General features: G+C 60.1%; 12 protein-coding genes and 1 pseudogene. 2 read left to right on the plus strand and 11 right to left on the minus strand.

Translation table 11 applies throughout. The annotated features are described in order from the left end of the window. Positions 1-103 precede the first annotated feature (103 nt). Both AB7Z56_RS40055 and AB7Z56_RS40060 read left to right on the plus strand, forming a co-directional pair. Positions 104-3352, plus strand: coding sequence for a tetratricopeptide repeat protein (locus AB7Z56_RS40055; RefSeq protein ID WP_441256854.1), 3249 nt, complete (start codon positions 104-106; stop codon positions 3350-3352). 17 nt (positions 3353-3369) lie between these two features. Beyond that, positions 3370-3605 (plus strand): annotated as a pseudogene (locus AB7Z56_RS40060) (IS5/IS1182 family transposase); the annotation flags it as partial. 84 nt (positions 3606-3689) lie between these two features. Here the strand turns inward: AB7Z56_RS40060 and AB7Z56_RS40065 are convergent. From AB7Z56_RS40065 to AB7Z56_RS40115, 11 genes are all read right to left on the minus strand, one after another. Continuing rightward, positions 3690-5150, minus strand: a complete 1461-nt coding sequence (locus AB7Z56_RS40065) for a protein kinase domain-containing protein (protein ID WP_441256794.1) — start codon at positions 5148-5150, stop codon at positions 3690-3692. A gap of 567 nt (positions 5151-5717) precedes the next feature. Then, entirely contained in the window at positions 5718-7403 is a 1686-nt protein-coding gene (locus AB7Z56_RS40070) for an ATP-binding protein (protein WP_441256795.1), read from the minus strand. 13 nt (positions 7404-7416) lie between these two features. Next, on the minus strand, positions 7417-8565 hold the full coding sequence (locus tag AB7Z56_RS40075; protein ID WP_441256796.1) for a hypothetical protein: 1149 nt from the start codon (positions 8563-8565) through the stop codon (positions 7417-7419). Further along, positions 8562-9380, minus strand: a complete 819-nt coding sequence (locus AB7Z56_RS40080; protein ID WP_441256797.1) for a hypothetical protein — start codon at positions 9378-9380, stop codon at positions 8562-8564. Before AB7Z56_RS40080 ends, AB7Z56_RS40075 begins: the two co-directional genes overlap by 4 nt. Further along, on the minus strand, positions 9377-13621 hold the full coding sequence (locus AB7Z56_RS40085) for a hypothetical protein (protein WP_441256798.1): 4245 nt from the start codon (positions 13619-13621) through the stop codon (positions 9377-9379). Before AB7Z56_RS40085 ends, AB7Z56_RS40080 begins: the two co-directional genes overlap by 4 nt. A gap of 4 nt (positions 13622-13625) precedes the next feature. After that, positions 13626-14696: a hypothetical protein gene (locus AB7Z56_RS40090; RefSeq protein WP_441256799.1), complete on the minus strand. Its 1071-nt coding sequence runs from the start codon at positions 14694-14696 to the stop codon at positions 13626-13628. Beyond that, positions 14693-15886: a hypothetical protein gene (locus AB7Z56_RS40095; RefSeq protein ID WP_441256800.1), complete on the minus strand. Its 1194-nt coding sequence runs from the start codon at positions 15884-15886 to the stop codon at positions 14693-14695. The genes AB7Z56_RS40090 and AB7Z56_RS40095 overlap by 4 nt, the downstream gene beginning before the upstream one ends. Continuing rightward, positions 15886-17418 carry a hypothetical protein gene (locus AB7Z56_RS40100; RefSeq protein WP_441256801.1) on the minus strand — a complete coding sequence of 511 codons (1533 nt, stop codon included), beginning with the start codon at positions 17416-17418 and terminating at the stop codon, positions 15886-15888. Before AB7Z56_RS40100 ends, AB7Z56_RS40095 begins: the two co-directional genes overlap by 1 nt. Then, positions 17418-19481 (minus strand): HsdM family class I SAM-dependent methyltransferase, encoded by a 2064-nt coding sequence (locus AB7Z56_RS40105; protein ID WP_441256802.1) that lies wholly within the window; start codon positions 19479-19481, stop codon positions 17418-17420. The genes AB7Z56_RS40100 and AB7Z56_RS40105 overlap by 1 nt, the downstream gene beginning before the upstream one ends. Before the next feature lie 17 nt (positions 19482-19498). After that, the gene (locus AB7Z56_RS40110) at positions 19499-19882 is read right to left on the minus strand and encodes a hypothetical protein (protein WP_441256803.1); all 384 of its coding nucleotides are present in this window, start codon (positions 19880-19882) and stop codon (positions 19499-19501) included. Further along, positions 19879-20688, minus strand: coding sequence for a hypothetical protein (locus AB7Z56_RS40115; RefSeq protein WP_441256804.1), 810 nt, complete (start codon positions 20686-20688; stop codon positions 19879-19881). Before AB7Z56_RS40115 ends, AB7Z56_RS40110 begins: the two co-directional genes overlap by 4 nt. Positions 20689-21028 lie beyond the last annotated feature (340 nt).

Raw genomic sequence — 21028 nt, forward strand, 5'->3', positions numbered from 1 at the left:
GTTGGAATGGCTGCTTGCGGCGAACCTGAGCAGGCGCTGAGCAAGGTCACGCTGAGTAATACATCAACTAGCGAAGCTATCAACTCGAACAGGTTTGAGCAAAGTGGGTCGAGGTTTTGGTAAGAGCCGCCGCAAGTACTCGGCAGGTGGGAAGTCGTTCAAGATTGTACAAGCCGCAACGGGTAACTCTTATGAATCGGGCCATCTTGGGGTGTTCGCGCGCACCTATCCAGCTAGGTCCGATCGTGATCTTGCCATCTTGGCTATACGTGCGCTGCCAGCCGACAAAAGGTCACCTGATCAATGGTGGATGTTGGGCGAATACCTTGTCTTTAACGGCCTTTTGGACGAGGAAGAGTCTGCCATCAACGAAGGTATTGATGCGTTGACTGAAGGGGCAAACCTGCCCAACCCAAGCATCGCTTGCCTGATGGATCTCGGGTGGATTCTCAGTAGCCGGGGTCTAGATTCGCTGGCCCTGCCCTACCTCCGGAGGGCGACGGAGCTCGCACCAGACTCTAGGGACATTCTGTCCCTGAAAGCCTTGGCTGAGATCGGTGTGGGCAAACGGGAAGAGGCAATTGCGTCTTTGTCCCGTGCTGTTGGCTTCGTCAACGCCACGGATTCTGACCGCGCGTGGCTCTCGGCCTTGCGGGAAGGCGCAGACCTAAAAGCACTGAGGAAGGAGGCGGTGCTTCGGAAAATCGGCTTCGGCGATCCCGATCTCGCTCGGCATACGCCGGCGGAACAGGCCAAGGCCGCGGTTCACTTGCTAAAGGCCGTCTACGACCGCGATCCCGCAGATATGTCTGCCGCCTACCATCTCGCGTATACGCGCTACGTCGCGGGCCAACTGACGCAAGCAAAGCCTCTTCTCGATGCCGTTGTAGCTGCCGACCCTAGTAAAGACGAAGCATGGACCATTCTCGGTCTAATCGCGAAAAAGACGGGCGATCTTGATGGCGAGGTGGCCATGTATCGCAGGGCGATCGAGGCCAACCCTCGGAGCGCGCTTGCACTCGTGAACCTAGCCTCCCGTGCGATGCTCGAAGATGCCGTTAAAGCGCGGAACTACCTTAAGACAGCTATCGACGACATGGCCCCCGATAGCCGGCACTACGCATGCGCCTTACACCTTATGGGCAACAGCTATGCCTATATCGAAAAAGATTACCTCAAGGAGATCGAGTACCACAAAAAGGCGGTTAGCCTTGAGCCCACCAACCCGCTCTACCGAGATAACCTGGTGCTTGCCCTCCTCTCTGCGGGGCGGTCGATAGATGCCAGAAGGCTCTGGCGCGAAACCAAGCAGATCCCTAGCGCGCACCCGCTCGTGAAGGACGAGCTTATTGCAGCGTTCTGCGACGAATCGCTCGATCCGCGCGAATATTTGGTTATCGTTGATGTGGTCGGAGAGTTTATTGGGGCACCGGGCAGACGTGTGTTGCTCAATCGTGCCTGGCGACGACGCTCGCACATCGAACCCGCCGAACAGCTCGAATTTCTGTCGGGTCTGGCCACCATGGCTAGTCAGGCTGGCGACGATGAACTGGCTCTCCAGGCTTGGCGGGACGCAGCTCCGTTCGATGCCGAGGGCGCTCTAACCGTCAACGAGGCGGTCGCACTCGATCGTCTGGGTAGGACTTCGGAAGCTCTGACCCTAATCGAGTCGAGAGCCCCAGCAGGCGAGCGGTTTCACACAGTTCTGGGAAACATTCGGAACCAGGCCGGTTTGCGAGCAGCCGCAATCGAAGCCTACAGGAAAGCGGTCGAAACCGAACCGCCGTTTGTCCTGCCCTTCCTGAATGCCTTCCGAAGCATAGAGAAGCTGCGCGAACCGTCGTTGGCAGAGCCCTTTGTCTCTGCACTTATGGAAAGATGGGAGCCCTCGCCACGGCGCTCAATCCTGCTTGCCGAAGGACACCTGCTCGCGGGTCGGCCAGCTACGGCGGCGGACTTCGCATTGGAAGCTCTCGTCGATGATGGGACGGTAATTCCACCCGAAGACGTGCACTCACTCCTTTACGAGCCGGATGACTCGTCACTTTTTGTTTCGCCGAGCGCAGACATCCATAAACTTTATGCCCTCGCACTCCTGCGGTCAAAGCGGTTCCAGCAATTATCTGAACTGGTGAGCACAGTGTTCGAGTGGCCCCGCTGGGCCGGCGGAGATTGGCGAATCTTGAATGCGGAAATCGCTCGAGCGGCTGGTTCCTCGCGGGAGATCCCCGCGCTTCTGGAAGGAATGGATCAACAAATACCGGCTCAAATCTCATTGGCGTTGGTGGCGCTTGAGAACGACGATCCGGACGCGGCCGAGCGGCTCGCAATGCAAGTGGCGGCTCAGCCAGATGCGGAGCGTTACCTGCATCCGGAAGGCCAGCCTGATGCGATGGCCCACGCGGTGCTGGCCAGCGTCTCATGTCACCGCGGCGAATTCGCAAGGGCGCGGGAGAGCGGACGCGAAGCGGTGCGACGCGATCCAGCCTGTGTTCTCGCGCGTCGCGTGTTCGTCGATGCGCTCGTCAATCTAGGGGACGACGACGAGGCGGAGGCCGTTCTAGCCGATGCGTTGCGGCGCCTTCCCTCGGAACCTCAAATTCTCCGTCTGGCCGTCGAGACACTGGTTGGCCTTGGGCAGCTAAAGAGGGCTGGCGACATATTGGCCCGATACCGGCCGGGACTCGCGGAGTACGGCAGCGAGGACCTCGGATACCGGCTCGGTGAACTTGTCGCGGCCGGCAGGTTGGCGGCTATCATGCCTCCCGCTTCGCAAACACAAGCTGCGCAAACCGAGTGGCCTTGGATCGGGGCGCTGGGCCCTCCCCTTTCTGGGTGGCTTGCGGGTGCTCATCACAGCCTAACGAACCTTGCCGAGCTCAAGATCGCGCTGGCAATGTTCACCGCGAAGGTGGCCGAGAAGGTCCTGGTCGACCGTCTGTTAATTCCATTCCGGGAGGCGATCGCCGGGCAACTCCTCGCGCCCGACGATCGATTTCGGGATGTAGACGCTTTCATTGCAGGAGGGCGTCCGCCTTCTCTGGGTGGGATGGTCCGCCTTCTCCGTTACACGGCCAGGCCGTTCTCGTCTGCGGATCCGGACGTGCTTAAAGCGTTCCGGAAGTACGTTCGGGCCGCCAATTGGCCCGGACGAGACCTGCTTCAGAACCTCTCCTTCATGAACAGACTCCAAAATCTCGCCAATGTCAGAAATGACAGTGCGCATGTGAACGAGCCTAGTGCGGATGAGATCGTTACCGCCATTTCCATCGTCGTTGACCAGGGGCGACCTGGAGATATCTTCAAGGCGATAGGGATCGAGCTGCCGGACCTTTCTGCCAAAGACAGATGACTATAGGCTGGAGGCACACTAAGGCTACATCAACCCACGTTGCGCTGACGATAGCCTCGCTTGCTGTCCATCCGATAAGGTGCGCTCAAACAAAACATCCGCCCGACAAGCACCTCTATGCCCAGCGCCATCTCGTGGAATGCTGCTTCAGCAAGCTCAAGCAGTTCCGTCGCGTCGCAAGCCGCTTCGAAAAGACCGCCCGAAATTACCGTGCCGTCGTCACTCTCGCTGCCATCATTTATGGCTGCGTTAAGTGTCCACACCACCTAGAGCTCGGCCGCGAGTATCCCGATTCCACGCTCGCGCGCACAGCGCATCAAGATTTACTACTTATTGATCAAACAAGCCCTAGAGCGCGAAAATGCTCGGCTTTGTTAACCGCCCACTCGTCATCTGGTACAGCCTTCTGGTAAGCGCGAAGGAAAGCAGTCGCCTTACCGGTGTCTCGCATCTGCTCATACACTGCGACTAGGCGCCGGAGGATTGCCGGTTTGCCGGGCAGCCGCCGATGAAGCGCCAGCAGTTGTTCCGCCGCCATCTCGTACTTCGCGTCGAGCGCGAAGATCGACGCCTGCTTGAGCAGAAGGTCTGGGGCGTCCGGCGTCTCCGCCAGGCAACGCTCTACGAAATTCCGAGCCTGATCAACTTGTCGAATTTCGAGATAGGCTGCGAGCGCAAGGCGGCATAGCTCCGCGCCCGCCGGCGTCGGCGAGTTCACCACCTCTGGCCGTGCCTCAATGTCTCGAATGCAGTCAAAGAATCGCCCCTCCCGGTAGGATGCTTGAACCATCACCAGGAATGCCCGTTCATCCCGAGAAGTCTCGAATTCGGCTCGCGCCACGAGCTCGGCCTCGCGATATTCTCCTTTCTCCATGAGGCGAACTGCCTGTGTCGACCAATCTTCGTGTGCGGCCATTGGCCGGGCGACAATTCGGATTGGCGTGAACTCGAGCTGCGCTCGTCGTACTTGCCGGAATGTTTCCAGCATCGCATCCACGCTTGGCCAGCGATCGTTAGGTTCCAGCTTGAGGCAGCGATCAATAAAGTCGTCCAGCGCCTGCGACACTGACGAGTTTAACTCACGAGCGCGCGCAAATGGCACGTGCCGCGCGACTTGACTCAAGGTGTCGTGAGGAAGACGCGCCGTAACTAGGTGATAGATGAGTACGCCAAGGCTATAGATATCGCTGAGGTAACGCGCCGAGGAATCGCGTGCCGCTAGGGTCGCTCCTACGATTTCCGGCGCCGAGTAAAGGATGGTACCACCATTTTCGCGCGTCCTAGCATACATGTCCTCCGGCAAAATGCTCGATCCGAAGTCGGTCAACTTCACGCGTTCAGCCGAGACCAATATATTCTGTGGCTTGATGTCGCCATGAGACATCCCGACGCGATGAATATGCGCGCACCCTTCCATAACCTTCTCGAACACGCCAAGTAATCTTGCATAACTCGCGACGAACCCCTCCTCGCCTTGATCAAGCATCTGCGCGAGAGTCACGGAGGGGAAGTATTCCATCTCGATCGCATACCACTCGCGCTCGGGCGGAACGCGGCCCATCCAGTAGACATCGACCACGCACGGGTGTGGGACCTGTCCGATCAGGAACGAGCCCTCGGCCAGTTCTTCGTTTCGCTTCCCCTGGGCTTTCGGAATCTTCACGGCGACGATGGCACCATCCACCACCCGTTGCGCTTTCCACACCCATCCGTAGGAGCCGTCGCCTAGGCATTCCAATAGCTCGTAGCGATCGCCGAGACGTCGGTCGGCACGGGGAATAAAAAACTTGGTTGTCATGAGTCGCCTCTTCGAAGAATACTCTCGAGACGGAGCAGTCCGTCTTGCCCTGCGCGAACAACAAACTGGTAAAAGAGGAGCCTTGCTCGTGGATTGCCTGGAACCCGCACGCCGCCAATGGCGCTGAAGCCATCTCGCACGATTCTGCGGAAGCTGTCGTGGTCAGGCAACGAGACAAGACCTACGCTCCAGTAGGCAAGCAGCAGCGTCGCTCCTTCGCAGGCCCAACGATGCTGAGCGAGTAAGAGCGTCTCTACCTTTGGACTGAGGTCCTTCTGCTTACCTGCGTATCGCTCGAATTCGGCAACAAGCGCGACACGCCGGGTGGACCGCTCAAACCATACCGAATCGGAGCGGACGTCCTCCTCAACATGCGCAAGAACACCTTCGTGCGGGGCAGGCACTTCGGAGATAGAGGCGAAGCCGAGATCGCGTCCAACGGCCGTTAAGAACGTGCAACCGAGGCTGTGCACCAGGTGCCCAGCGTCGCGCACACCCCACTCAGTCCACATGGGGAGATGGGAAGCCACGGCTTCGACGGTGAGCCTGCTCTGTGCGTCTGTGACGTTAGGCACCGAATCTGCCCCACACGTTGAGAACTTCTGGCGATTCTCCACCATGAACCAGCGCCTTAGTTCCGATACGGACCAAGAGAGGAGCCGGGATTGAACGACCGCAGATGAGCGCTTCACCCGTCGAGAGCCCAGGAAGCTGGTCAAGGTCAGCGGCACTCACCATATCCGACGTCTTGGCGATGAACCGTTGGTCGTCTGGATTTCGCAGCCTCATGGCGATCAGGGTATTGCACTGTGATGTCACGTCCGGATCGAGCTTCGACGGACGTTGACTTACGACTGCGAACCCAACGCCGAATTTGCGGCCTTCGCCGGCAATCTTTTTGATAATCCGATGACTGACCGCCGGCTCCCCCGCTGGAGCAAAGTTGTGCGCCTCTTCGTAGACGATGAAGCACGGACGGACACGATCGGTCTTGCTAGAAGCCGCGCGCAGAATCTCGCTCGATATTAGGGCAGTGATGACTTGCTTCGCGGTATCGCTGAGTCCCTGCAAGTCTACGATCACGAGGCGACCGCGGCGGTCCGTTGGTCGTCCCACCATTTCGTAGACGTCTGTCGCGCTGGGAAGGCCAGAGTGGTAGAAGCTTTGGGCTTCTTGCAGCACTCGAGAAAGCTTCATCGACGCGACTGCGGCGCTCCGGCCGTTGAGTGCGGTCGCTTCCGCTTGGCTAAGTTCATCCCACTGTCGCACTTCGTCGATTCCATCGCCAAGGTAATAACGGAGACGGTTGATATCGCGAGGTGTCACTACTTCATGCGCGATCCAGTAACGGATAGCTACATCAAGCACACGCTGCTGTGGTTCGGTGAGACCGGGCAAGATCTCGCTGAGATCGTCCATCTCGAAGTTATCAAACTGCAGAGCAAGCTCCTGATTCAAGCCAGCATATTTCTGGCGGAACGAGGTGTTCTGAGGGCTGTAAACTGAAATCCCTGCGCCGGCCTCGCGCATGCGATTGAACGCTTCCCGAATCGCCGGCAGGGCAGCCTTGTCGCGCTCGTCATCTAGCTCGTCGGGGCGCTCGTTAAACCGCATCTCCCCGCCCTGCAATGCGCGACCATACTCGCCATGCGGATCAAAGACGACGACCGTTCCATTGTTGAGGGCGACAAGGCGCTCGATGATACGACCGACCGTGTACGACTTCCCCGAACCTGTCATTGCGAGCACGGCGAGATGCTCGGTCACCAGACGATTCACGTCCAAATAGACGGGCACTGCGGTAGCACCCCGCTCATATCCGACCAGATTCCCGATATGAAGGCTGGAGTGCTCCTGAAACTCGTAGAACGCGCTTAGGAACTGAAAATCAACCGGCTCTACCGGAGCTCCCGGATCTAGCGCGCGACGTGGCATCTTGATCTGCCCGGTGGCAGGATCTCGAAATCCGATCGCCTCGAGCTTACCGAGCACATGCTCACCCGTTACCTGCGCTCCAGGCAAGAGTTCGAGCTCGGTTACTGCCTGCCCGAGGCCAGAGTTATACAGCACATTGCTTCGACTAATGCTGACGATGCGTGCGAGGACGTCGGTTTGTGCTTCCTGCTCTCGCTCGCGATGGCGAACCCGCACGAATTCACCGCGCCGACCGGCAAAAGACGAGTTCAGCACCATCGTGAGGCTCGTAGGGTCGCCCGTGTTGCCGACCAGTCTGCCAAGTACGTGGGTGGTCATATTGCTTTCTCCTTTATGTCGCGAGGTCCCAGTCCGAAAGCCAGAAGCCCTCGAGATCTCGCCGCTTAAGCTCACTGGCGACACTCCGGCTGTAGTGTTCGAGGAATGGTCCAAGGGCATTGAGCTCACGCTCAGCCAACTGAACCGGGAGAGGTGCTGACGCCGCGCCGCCGACGGCGGTTAGGGCCATGGTCAGGCCGACGATTTCATCGATTGCTGAAGCAGTCCATGCCGGGGCATCGCCAATCAATTGCATCAGTCGTGGCTGCGTCGTCTGCCCCGCGCGGAAATGCAGCCCGATGACCCCGAGATCGACAACTGAGCTAGGCTCCATACGCGGCGTGTGCACATTCATGCGGAACGCAGCCGTTCTCGTAAAGCTGCCGAGAATCCCATGCACGAACCGCCGCTCCCCCACGCCGAGAATTGCGTCGCGGATGCCATCAAGCGCTTGCAAATGGTCGCGGTTGACGTTCTCGGTAGGGAGCAGCTGACTGCGTCCTTCCTGGATCCGGAGATCCTGCTGCGCCGAAAGAACGATTGCGCCGAACCGTTGCGATGCTAAGCCTACGATGACAGGCCCTTCCGCCCGCCACGGAAAAAGGTGCTCCCGGTGACGGGACCAGAATGACGCGATTGTTTCCAGCGTCGCCGCATAGGCGGCCTTGTAACCTTCGTCGCCCACTGGGTCCGACGGTGGAACCATCCCCCGATCCATGATCAGCGGAGTGTCGAGGTAAATAAGCCTCGCGCGCTCCTCGGTGACCGCCCTGTCTGCCAACTCATACGCCTGCCGCATTGACGCGAGCGCAATCCGCTTCGACTGGTTCTCAAAGTTGATGTCGTCGATTTCACATGCACTGTCTTGCCCAGCCGTCGAGATAGCGTTCTGCTCAACGAGCAGATCGCAACGGCACGCAGCCGCTCCATAGAGGAAGCCGCCGATGGTTTTCGTCGTCGAAGCATGGGTGGCGATGCCAGCCGCGCGCGTGTTGATAGGATTCGGGCGGGCCACCGCGCGCACTAGGCCTGCCTTCACGAACAGCGGCGCAACGCGTTCAAGGTCGCGGATCTGCTTGAGCAAGCGGCCAACCGTTCCCGGCAGATGAACCTGCGATTGAACGGCAAGTGTCTGCGCTAGCGTTCGATTGTTGGTGTTCATAGTTTGGATACCTCGCGAACCGCACTGACGTAGGGAGCGTATGGGCTTTGCATGACGAGTTCATACGCCTGCGTCGTTGGCGCAGCGCCAACGACAAGACCTCTTTCATTCAATTCTCGCAAAAGCGAGCGACCGTTCTCGCCGGAGAAGCGAAAGATCATAGAGGAGCTCAGACCAGCGATTGCCTGCTCTTCGTTCTCGAAGGCGTGGCTGAGTAGAAACACGAGAAACCCGTAGTGGTCCGGCCGAAGCGCAGCGAGCTCCGACGTCTGCGCGACACGTAAGTCGCCGGCAAGGTCAGCCAGGCGTGTGAGCCATCCTTCGACTTGCGGAGCAGCGTCAAGTACGGCGAGCGACCAAATCGGAAGACAAGTAACGACAAACAGCCCTGCAGCGGGGTGCAGACGGTATGCCCCCATGCAGACACTCAGATCGCTCCAGGTTGCCCCGGGAACAGACGGTGTCTGCAGGTTGCCCGTCAGCCGGTAAGCGACTTCCGGGCCCAGCACCTTTGCGAGTCCTTCTCCCCCTTGGGGCACCCTATCAATGCGCTCCGCACGCCAGGCTACCGGGCGCTCGCACTGTGCTCTGCCAAATGGTGGGACGAGGAGGAGCAGGTGCCCCGGGGTTCGCGTCCACTCAATTAAACGGGATTGTTCTTCCGGTTCGGCGGCTTGGAAGCCGTCCGCGAATGCGAGAACGATCGCGCGGCCGTCTGGGAGGCTCTTGGCCGGCGCGGCCGACAGGGCTTCCTTCAGGACCTGGCCCCGCCGATGCGATGCGAGTGTGCCATGGAGCAGAACGGGGACGTTCACGTCCTCCCTCCCAGCCGGTAGGTGCGCTCCACGAGACCGCGGCCAACTAATGCTTCTGCTTCCTGGGTTTCCAGGGCGGGGTCACGACCCGCATCGAGCGCCGCCACGATCTCGCACCAACGATCGAAGCTCACGCCCGCGGATCCGAGCACCTTTCCGCCGGCAACGGTGTTTTCATGAGCGTGTGCCTTCACGAGCTTCAACGCTTCCGAGAGTGCGCCCACGTCCTCAACGTCCCGGATGCTGAGCGTCTTCGGCGATGCGCTGTTCACAGCCGTTGCTAGCGCTTCGAGCCCGCGCTGCGACCGTAGGAGGTCCGCGCCCTCGACGAGGTGCTTCCGATATCCGGCCACGGCGTTCTCTGCAGAGAGGATATGGCCCAACAACTGCGTCAGGGAGTTGCGCGGTTCCTCGAGAAGGTCGCGAGCTCGCGACATCAAGGGCTCGAAATTCCCTAGGCGCGCAGGGCCATCAAACTCGGAGCGTAGGCGGTCTACTTCGTCGCCGCGCACATTCTCCAGGGCGCCCTCGATGAAGGTCGGCCTCCCCAGCAGTTTGTCGAGTCCAAGAACGGCCGACGGATACTTGAAGTCTGCCGGCGCGTTGGATAGGACCGCCGAAAGCGTCTGCAGACGTCCGGCCGCCCCTGACAGATCCATCCGCAGCCTCTCGTACACCGATTTAAGGTCACGGAAGGCTGCGACGATCTGACCATCGCATTGTTCAAGCGGACGCTCAACCCAAGTCGTGAGGTCGACACCCGCCTCGCGAGCCAGATTCTCCAGTTGGACCGTTGCTTCAGCGACCTTCAGGTCGCGCAGATTTTGCCGCAGAGTACCGGGCTCATTCGCCTGCAGGAGCCCCGTCGCCCCTGCAGGGAGGGCCGGGGCGATGGCGCCGTCGAAAATGTGTGCGATCTTCTCGAGCGAAAGCGTGAATAGGGCGATCGGGAAGCCCAGTAGCACTGCAGCATCGGCGCGCATCTCATCTGCCAGCGAGATAGTCCGGGCGCGAATGCGCTCCTCAGCGCGACGCACAAAGGCGACAAAGAGCGACGCACGGCGGATTCGCTGCCATAGAGGAACATCGTCAGATTCAAAGTCGAGCGTCTTGACGTTCGGGTCCTGTTGAATCGCGAGATAGTCATCGCGGCGATAGACCCAATTGACATCGCTCAAGACGCGCCGCCGTCGCTGCGCACTCAAGCACAGTGAATCCGCAGTAACGGTCGCTGACTCGGCTGTGTCGAGAGCGTTAAGGTCCATGTTCGATCTATTCAACTTGCCTCGGGCCGTCAGCGTCTTAGCCCCAGGCTGTCCGCCTGCCTCCGGCGCGAAGAGTTCCTGAACGCGGCCGGCGCCGAAGACCCCCTCCATTTCGCGTACAAGTTTCGGGTATTCCTTCGTGAGCCAGTTGTCGGCCTCCTGGACAGAGTTACGCAGCTCGGCACGCGTGCGAGCGGTATAAGCATCGGCGCTCTTGGCGCTCGGCTGCTCTTTCGCGAAACCGAGGGACCTAACAATCGACATCCACTCGAAGTAGGTGTCTTTGGGCTTCACACCTTCCCACGAGTAGCCCCAGAACCACTCACGCTCGGCAAGCGGGAAGGTCCAGTCTCCCTTTAGAACGCGTCGAATCGTCTCGACGAGAAATGGCGAAAACAGAGGCGCTGCCGCATCGTCGAGCCGAGAAAATAACCCAGCACGTTCGCTGTCGCTATAGCCAGCTGCGCGCGCCTTCGGGGTGACTCCCAACTTAGCGAGAAGCGCTTTGAGCTCTTCAACGTCAACGCCCGACTTCTCGTCAAGGTTGGCGAGCGACGCGGGCTGCGCGGTGTCGATCGCGAGGATTCGCCATGCCCGTATGAGAAGCTCCTGCTCCGAATCCTTGAGCTTGCCGGACGAGCGCAGAGGCCAAGCAATCCGCCCGAGCTCGTTGAGCCGCTGCCGGAAGCGGCCTGCCTCGTCGGCGAATGGGCGCAAAAGACTCTGAAGGCGCCCGGTGAACGCGGTGGTAAAGCCGTGGCCGTCGAGCCGGAAGCCCGCGCAAGAGGCTGTCGGGACGCCCACCTGATGGAGGATGTGTTCTTCCGTCGAGGTGAGTTGATACAGCAGGAGATAGCTTTTGGCGCCCTTCAGCGTGTCGCCGGCCGGATTTGCCATTATGTCGACGAGGGCCCGGGACGCGGTGAAGGCAACAAGAGGCGTTCGTCCTTCTTCTCCGAACTGCGCACTGACAGCTTTGCACAGCCGCTGTAGTTCGTCTTCGTTCTTGACCCACGCGAATAACAGCCGGCCCTTCGGATGAAGCTTGAGTCCATCAAAGGTGACCAGCCCGCCACCGGAGGTGCCGCGACTCCCGGGCGACGTCGCAACGATGTTGAGCGCCTCGTCGCGAATGCCAGAGGGAGCGAAATCGTAGGTCCAGTGCTGGTCGATGACGCGCATCGCACCCACAAGGACCTGCCGCGCACGGTCGCGCTCGCTTTGCGAACGAAGCGTCGAAAGCACCTTCTCGTGCGCCGCGTTCTGATCGGGATCGCGGAAAATAAGAGAAGTCTGCCCCTGCTTGCGGTATCTGAGGTCGAGACGGGCAATCATCTCAACACTTGGTCCGACGTGCGTAGCGGTATCAAGGCCAAGGTCCTCAGCGCCGAGAAACCTACGCCATATTGCGCGTGCCGCATCCTCTGCGGCAGGATGGGGGTAAAGCAGCGAGACGAGGTGGACGAAGTCCGCCTGCCGCAGCGGCACCAGCAGCGTGTGCTTGCCATCGTTGCGCCGCAGGCCCTTTGTCTCGTGGATCGCGTAGGTTCCAAGATTTGAGAGCAGCTGACGAAGATCGAGCGGCTGATCGACGCCGCCAAGACGCCACATGCCGCGGTCACGGGTAAATTTTGATGTACGCAGGGCCTCCGCAGCTTCCAGCTCATCCCACTCCACGCGGCGAAACAGGGTCGCAACAGGCTCGTCATATTCGTTGCGTGCCGAGAGTAAGGCCGCTCGCGTTTCGGTGGGGTAAGTGTCGAGCGAAACCGGAAGCTGCCCGTACAGCAAATCACGCGCGGTCGCGAGCTGCGCACGGTCAGGAATTCTCAGCATCTCGATCGCGTGATGGTCGAGCACATGTTGCTGGACCCGCCCGGACACCTTCACCAGATCATCGAAAAGCGCGCCCACTGTCGGCACGTCCTTCTCGCCACGAGCACGCTTGTCGCGCAAGCGCTCGTCAATGCTCGCCATGACGACATTGAACCAGCCGAAGTTGCCGGCGCTCATTGCGTAAGCGGCTTCGACAAGCCCTTGCGGATAGGCCTCCGCTAGGCGCCCCTCCTGCGTTAGCGTCTGCACGAAGTCACTTACGTCGGAGAACGCGTTCGACTGAAGCTCGGTCAGCTCGAAGCGCCGGGCGGTCGACTGAATCTCACGCAACTCGTCCCCGATGGCCGGTGAGCAAAGCGCCACGTACCGGAGCCAAGGCAGTTTCCTGCGCGGGTCTTCTTCTTTGATCGCCTTTCCCATAAGTTTGATAGCTCGCCCGTCAAGGTGCTTGATGTCGGTAGCATCGAGTCCGAACGTAGCGGCCTCTGCGGCGGTCTCGAGCTCATCCAGCACAACCAGCACGTACTTGATGCCGAGCGAATGAAGATACGTATACGCCGCCTGACAAAGGCGCGTTGCGAGCTCCGGATCTTCGTAGAGCTTTTCGTCGGAGTGATTGGCGGACACTTCGAGTACAACAGCGAGCTTCTTCGGATCAAACCCCGCAACAATAAGGCGGTCGGCGCCTTCTTTGGCGATCTGGCCCTGAATAGAGCCATCGAAGGTTCCACGCGCAAGGGGTAGCAGCGCCTTATAAAGTCCATAGGCGAACCAATTGTCGACGTTGTTGTAATCGTTGGCGACCTGGCTATAGCGAATGTAGAGACCCAGGTACTGCTCACGGTCCGTATCGTCGTGGAACAGATTGGCCTGCGCCAATGCTCCATCGTCCGCTCGTACCCACCAGCCTCGCGAAGTGCCGTTGATCTGCGCCACGAGTTCGTAGCCAAGGCGCGATTTACCGACGCCCCACTGCGCGATCACCGCGAAGACGTGGGCGAATTTCTCGGCCTCGTCGTCGACCAGGTGAATGAAGTGCCGGAACGCCTCATAGAAGCGACCCTGCCCGACGATGGGATGCGTCAGCGGATAGCTCGAAACGCCCGTCGCTGCCCACTGGTGCTTGGCCTTGTTAATCATCGCGTCATCTCCTTGGCAGAGCGGGGTGTCGTGCGGTTCGGTTACTTTCAAGCGCAGCCCACGAACTCTGGAAGCGATCGTTGAACTCAGGGTGGACAACCCAGCGCACGAGCTTGCGCGACGGGTCGCCGAACAAGCCTCGACCGTGTCGCGACTGTCCGGGTTCGGCGGACAGGATCTCGAGCGCACCGGTGGATACAGAAGTCTCCAGCAGAAGGTCCATCCATCGGCTAAAGTCTTCGCCGGACGGGCTGGCTCCGAATGTCGCGAGAAGCTCCCTCAGGACTAGCTCCGCTGCCACAAGGCCACGGATGTCAGCATGGCGGTTTGTTATTTCGGTTAGCGCGTTCGCCGCGGTGACCTGTCCTGTGAGGTCGGCGACGAGCGAGACAGGCAACTGCAAGGCACCTTGCGATGTTATCCATCCAACAGTCTCGAGCAGGTGCAGCGGCGCCGTCAGCGGGGAAAGCGACAGATCGTCCCGCCGACTAGCTCTGCGAAGGACATCCGGGTGAACGGCGAGATTGGAACAGCCCGTTTGCACGAGCCAGCGCGCGGACGAGCGCTGCTCGAGTCCTTCTAACCAGTGTTCTGGCTCGGCAAAGCGCTTGAGGATCAGAGATTCTCCGGGAGTTATGCCGCGGCGACGCGAGCGGACCTGCTGCCAATCCTTTAGGACCCAGTCACCATCGAGTAGCCGGCACAGCAGGCAACGCAGCCATACGCTGTTCCGCACAAGGAACTCGGCAAAGTCTGTCAGGATACCGGGGGACTGCCTTTCCCAGCGCGACACCAGATCTGCGGCGTCTACATGGAGCTGCCACTTCGACCCGTGCTTGATCATCAAGCCGGCTCCGTGCAGCAATGCGCCATCAGACGTGGTCACGGCGCCGAATAACCCGAGCGCAGTTCGGCGGGAGAGCGTCTTGCTCAGGACATGTTGCCAGACCGCGCGCGGGCTCCCCGAGCAAAGCGCTGGATCCGCACGCATGAGCGTGGCGAGGGCGCGAAACCAAGCTTCGCCATCACGCGTATCGGTCCAGAAGGACGGTCGCTCCAAATATAGCACGCTCATAACGTCGCGCCCTTCTCAAGGAAACCGCCTGCTCGTCCGACTCTCCCGCGGGCCCAAGTTTCTGCGACCCGGCGCACCGCAGCGGTGATGTGGGATCCAAGGCGGTAGAAAGCGCGACTGCCGAGGGCGCGGTAGCAAGCATCGGAGAACGATGGGTGAATCGTGTACCCGGGACTCCTGCCACCGGATCCGTGATCGAACCGCCAGACCTCGCGCCGCACGAGCACCTCGACGACACTTGCGAGACGGTCATCAAGCACAGCGGCAGAAACGCGATGAGCGAGGACGGTCACGTCGAGTTGTGCGAGCGTTTCCAGCACGAACTCACCGAGCGAACCGCACTGAACCTCCTCACCCGTCGGAAGAGTTACAACGACATTGACTCGTGGCGGGTTCTGGAACAATGCGACGTGAGCGTGCTCCAGCTCAAACGCCAAGCCTCCCGAGACCCGCTCGGCCTCCCAGGCCTCCTTCGTAAATACCATTTGGCTAAGCAGGAAAGCCCAGGGCCGCTGAAGCACCCAGCGCATCGAATCGCCGTCGCCTATACGGTCGTCGAGCGCACCCGAGAGTACCACAGCCGCTGGGGCCGTGTCATCGAGAGAGGGAAGTCTGATCAACCGACCCGGCTGCCACGTCTTCGAGGGGTCATCCCAGACGACACCCGGGATTGAACCTACAGATGTCGGTGGTGATTTAACCGGGCCGGCTGTCGCTGCGAGTGCGCGCAGCAGGACCGGAAACGCCTGTGCCTCGTGCGCAGCTGCAGGCAACACGAGTCGCTCGAGCTCGCCCGACCGAGTCTCGGCAAGCGATGGGATTACTCCTGCGATGAGTTCTGCGGCAAGCGGCCCCGACGCTGTGACCGTTCCGCAAAGACCCGCAACGTCGTTCCGTTCGCCGATCTCCCTGAGCCGAGCGAGGACGATGCGCAGCCACGCCGCCCGCTGTTCACAAAAGAGCGAGAAGATCGCAGGCAGCGTCTCGGAATAGGTCGGGAGCACGTTCGCCAAACTGACGAGCTGAGACGTCGCGACGAGTCGCGCACCGTCGTCGAGCCACAGACCCGCGTCCCGAGGAGCGGACAGCGCCCGCAGTGATTGGCTCGCAACCTCGCCGGAGGTGATAAGCGCCTTGAGATCGTCGACCACGCGCACGAGGGCGCTCCCTTGGAGAGCCGAGAGGTTCATCAGTCCCCGCCTCCGGCTTTATCCGCGTCGTTTATGAGCGCGTAGAGGGCGTCTAGATCGGTGAAAAGACCCGGTCCATCACCGTTAGCGTTGCGACACAGAGTTTGAATTAGGGCGCGATCACGGCTTTGATCGCCAGATTCCAGCCCCTTCTGTGCTGCGACGAAGTCCGCCTCTGAGCGCTTGCATTCAATTAACGACTCGACGAGCTGAATAGCGGCAACCGTTAGGAGCCTTGCCGCATCGACACATTGACCCGCCCGAAGCATCCGATCATCGGTCGCGAACCATTCGGCACGATCGACCGCAGGCACATTCGGAATAGGGACTTTAATAAGTCTCACGTCTCCCGGATAAGAGTGCGCCGAGATACCGCGAATAGTCGACTGTATCTGCAGGAAGCCGATATCTGATTTGAGGTAATGCCTGATAAATGACGCAGGGACTTGCTCTCGATCCACGCGAAGAAGCATCACTTCCGTCGAGGGGTATACGCCGGCATCAGTTTGGCAATAGCTTACGTTACGTCCTATGTAGCTCTTGTTGTGTGCGGCGTTGCAAAGGAGGAGGTCGTGAGCGCTGAGCATTCGCGAGTTATTAGCTGGACGCTCAACCGTACGAAGCTCTCCTTCGAGAAAGCCCCGACCGAGGTTTGTCACGGTCGCTTGAAGCACCCCGATCTCGGCCTCTGGTTCGGTCTGTCCGTTCGTAACCAGGGACGTCAAAGTTTCAAGAGACTTCGTTTGACCTCCAACTTGCTTAAGATACTGCTCTACTGCTGCTGGGTAAAAGTGGGCGTCAAGCCGCTCCGTAAGATCGTTCGAAGGCAATCGTCGAGTACGCTTGCCGAAGTCGATTCCCACCGGGGGCGAGATGTGTTTCGCGTGGACCATAGCAACGCTCGCCTCGAGGGCACGGGCATGCGAGCGCAAACGCTCCGCCTGTCGAACCTTGTCCCCGATGTAGCGTGCAGTGAGATCATTCACTCTTGGTGCAGGCAATTCCGGGACGTCGTAGAGGCTGATGGACGTAATCATCATGCCGCGCTGCTGTCGCAGAAATGCCATGCGTCCGTGACGAGAATTGAAGTAAGACGAGAGAAACCCGGGATCAACTCCAGGATTCAAATCGAGAAACATCACTTCTGACGAACAATTGACTTCGATTGCAGGAGGCACGACGGCGGAGTTACCGAGCTCACCCTTGCGCACCAAGAGGACGAAGCCGGGCTGCAGTCTCGAGCCTTTCATGATGCCGAGGTGGGCAGAGTGCTTGATCCGCTCCGCCTGATCAGGATCGAGCGAACCGGCCACGATGCAGCCGCCGGAGATGAACGGGACGCCGTCGACATCAGTCGTGTAGTGGGGAGTAACCGCTGAGGTGTGCCCGATTCCGGATCGTCGATACAGATCAATGAGCGGCTGCGCGCCAAACCGACTCAACTTCTCTTCATTTTCGAGCAAAACCGGACGGTAGTGTCCTGGATCAAGGCGCTCGGACATGAAAAGAGATGGGGTTCTGAAGGACTCCATCACTCGCCCCGCACGTAGGCGCCCACGATGGCGGCCAGGTCATTCGGAACACCAGCGCTATAGTCCTCAACATTGTTTTTGACGATATACCCGAGGGTGTCCGCGACCGCCATGAACACGTCGGCCTGCGGCTCATCCTGAAACCTCTCTGGATCGTCTTTCCGCGCGTGGCGCTTCTGGAGATAAAGGACACTCGTCTTTGCGCCCGTACCTGACAGCTTGAAGGCATCCGCGGGCAGGCTGATCACCGCCTTTACGATAGCCTTGCCGCCGTGAAACTCGCCGGTGGCATCGTCCTTCGTTCCCATAATGTATTCGCGCACGTAGCGGTCGCCGGAGTTACAGAGGACGCCATCCGGCAGAATGATCAGGAGCCGCCCGCCGGGCTTCAGCAGCTGGAGGCAGCGGTCGATGAACAGCACCGCCGGATCCGTATTTGTGGAAGCTTTGTTCCACACACCCTTGCTATTGGGGGATCCGCCCATCGCGAGGCCGGTGACCGAGGGCGAGTAATCGAAGCCGCCGCCGCGACCGTCGCGCGGTGTGAGGTCAGAACGGAATGTCTGGAGGATGCCCCCCATCGCCTCGTCATGGTTCTTCTTTGCCTCGTCCTGGCCTTTGCTGAATTTGGGCGTTCCGAAAGGCGGATTTGTGCAGATGAGGTCGAAACTACCGGGCTTGAGCTGCGGGCTGGTGAGCGAGTTCTGGATGTAGAAGATCCGGGCCTTCGGGGCACCAAGCAGCGCCATGTTGACGCGCGCCAGCATCACCATCTGGGGCGATGAGTCGGCCCCGACGAAACTGTGTTCGCAGAGGTCGGCGAAGAGTTTCTTACGCGCTTCATCACTCGCGGTGGCCTTGCCACCGATTTCGTCGAGAGCGCGCTTCAGATGGCCGAGCGCAACGGAGACGAATCCTGCGCTCCCACATGTGGGGTCGCAGAACTGAAACAATGGGTGGCCCTTACCATCGCGCGCGACAAGGCTGGCAGCGTCTGTAGTACTCTCCTTAATGTCGTGGAACGCCATCGCAAGCATTGCCTGCTTTACGGGCGCTGGAGTGAGGTAAATGCCGAGGCCGCCCTTCGATTCGAAGTTGGCACGGAGGAAGACATCAAATGCACGACCCAGTACGTCGGCGGCGACGTCCGCGAGGGTGCCTTGCTTCTTCACGATCCCGCCGCGGTTGTCGGTAACGGGCCCAAGATCCTGAATGAGCGAGAGTACCGCTTCGTAGTTGCCCGGTTGCGCCAGGCGAAGGTGGGTGTTCTTGTCGAAGATGGGGTGCTTCTCGCCTGTGTCATCGGTGACAACGTAATCAGGGTGTCCCTTGACGTGCTCGAACGCGGAGTGGATCGCGGCAACCGCATCGGTGCCCTTCGCCTTCACGTAAGAGGCTGTGAAAACGTCACGCAGGTCCAGTTTCTTGCCGGCGTGCTCAAATGTCAGCGCACCTTCGTGGTGGAGACGAAACGACTCGAGGAAGAGGAGTTTTGCGACCTCCTCGATGATGTCGTTCTTGCCGTTCACCCGGTCTTTATGTGTCTGGTAGATGCGTTCGTGCAGGGCGTTGAATCCCTTCATTAGGCGGTCGTACATCTTCATCGACCAGCGGTATGTCGGATCAGCCTTGATCCGCTTGTATTCGTTGATCTCTCGAAGCCCAGGCAGCTTGTCGATCTGATGAGGCGGGTAGGCGAGATCAAACAATGCCTCGAGTTTGCCTTCAGCGTCGCGTACGACAGCGAACTGTGGGAACTGGTCTGCCGCAGTCTCTGGCGGCGGCAGCGTGTACGAGAGCATCTGCACCGAGTCAGCGTTGCTGCGATCCCAAGCACTAGATGGCAGGACCAACGCGAGCACGCGTGGGGTCTCGACGCCCTCATGGCGGCCCCACGCGATGGCTGCGGACATCCCTGCTTCGCTAGGCTTAAGCTCAACGCGCTGGTGGAATCCCGCCCCCGACAGGGCGTGCAACAAGCTCTTGAGGGCCCCCGTCTCCTCGGAAACGACGGGGCTCGTCGTCGCTTCTGCCTCAGTCTGGGCCTTTTTGGGTCGTGCCATGGAATGCTCCTGTGGTCCTACTGGGCGATACGAATCAGTTTTGGGCCGAAGATCTCGAGCCCGGGCGTGCGCCGCGCAAGCGCGAGGACCTGCTCGTCGGTGGTGATGAAGTGATTTGGAAGGCGAGCGCGTACTTGCGCCGCGGGGATGGGTTTGCCGGCGAAGGAGCGCACCGCCTCGAGGATGGCGTCTTGCAGCTTTTCATCCACACCGCGCGATGCAACATGGAACGTGCCGGCGGCGCGATCATGCCGAACTCCCGGAGCACACATCAGAAACAGCTGGAGCTGCTCCAGGGTCCAGGAGCTCCCCGTCGCCCGCATCCGCTCGTAAAGATCTTCGAGCGTAAGCGACTTCTCCTTCAGCGTACCGAGAAGCTCCGCTGCTTGACTGGGCGTCATTGCAGCACCTCGTGACCTTGGAAGGCGCGATTCGCAGAAAGACCGTGCGTGTCGTCAAACATGCGCGCGAGCGCGTTCAAGAGTGTGCTCCAGCGGCGGTCCAACACACGGCCTTGGGCATGGTGTCGTTCAACGGCACGCTGCCACCGCTCGCGAGTCTCGCGCTCTGGCGCGGGGACGTGAACGGAAAGGAGAGTCTGAGGTGGGACGAACTGCCGGACCGACCCAATCGCGAGCCGCGCAGTCTGCAAACGAATATGGTGTGTAGAAAGGAGCAAGGCCCACGCTGCGGGCGTCTCGCGAAACCGTAGACGAACCCAGCCGTCCATGGGGAACGTGTTGGGCGAAACGCCGTCGTCGACATAGGCTACACGGAAGCTCGTGCCGAGCGTAGAGAGGAGAACCTCGCCAGCGACAAGGGGCTCGCCGAGAGTACGTCCGGTGGCGAGGTCTGCGGGATCCGCAATCTCTTCAACCGGCTTGACGAACAAATCGTCCGCAACGTCACTCAGCCGGAGAGCGCGGGCCCCTTTCGGGGCGGACAGCAGCCGGCTTCGATGATCCGCAGTGGCGAGAGACCGAATGGGCACCCAATCCAGTTCTTCAAGTGCAGATTGGTCCGCGCGGAGAGCGACAGCGTCGGGTAACCAGCTTGCGTTCGACATGGATTCACATTCGAAGAAGATTCCCTCGTGCAGGTCACGCTGGGCGGACGGTGCGGTGGCCACCTCTTCTGCTGCGGCTTTGATCCGTTGGATGCTCTCTCCAACAAGGAGCATTTCATCGAGAACATCCCGAAGCGCCATGTAGAGGCTATCCATTTCGGGTGGGACTGGGGGCAGCCGAAGGTTTGCGAGGGTCCCGAGACCGACGCGGCGCAGTACTCCAGATTCTATCAGGAGCAGCTGTTCGTATTCCGTCCGGTTGAGGCAGAGCGCGAGCCAAGTCGCGATGGGCCCTGAGAGGCCGCGAACGATAAGGGAATTGCCGTCGACGGGATGACGCCGTGCTGCAGGCGAAATCAAAGCCGCTCGTACAGGCGCAAGCTTGTTCAGTACGACGTCGCCAGGCTGAACGCACCAGCGCTCCGCCAGTTGTGGCGTTTCCCAATGCGACCCGGCCAGTAGCAGGCGGAGCCGCCCAATA

Source organism: Bradyrhizobium sp. 482_C4_N1_8 (genome assembly GCF_052075965.1).
GTDB lineage: Bacteria > Pseudomonadota > Alphaproteobacteria > Rhizobiales > Xanthobacteraceae > Bradyrhizobium > Bradyrhizobium barranii.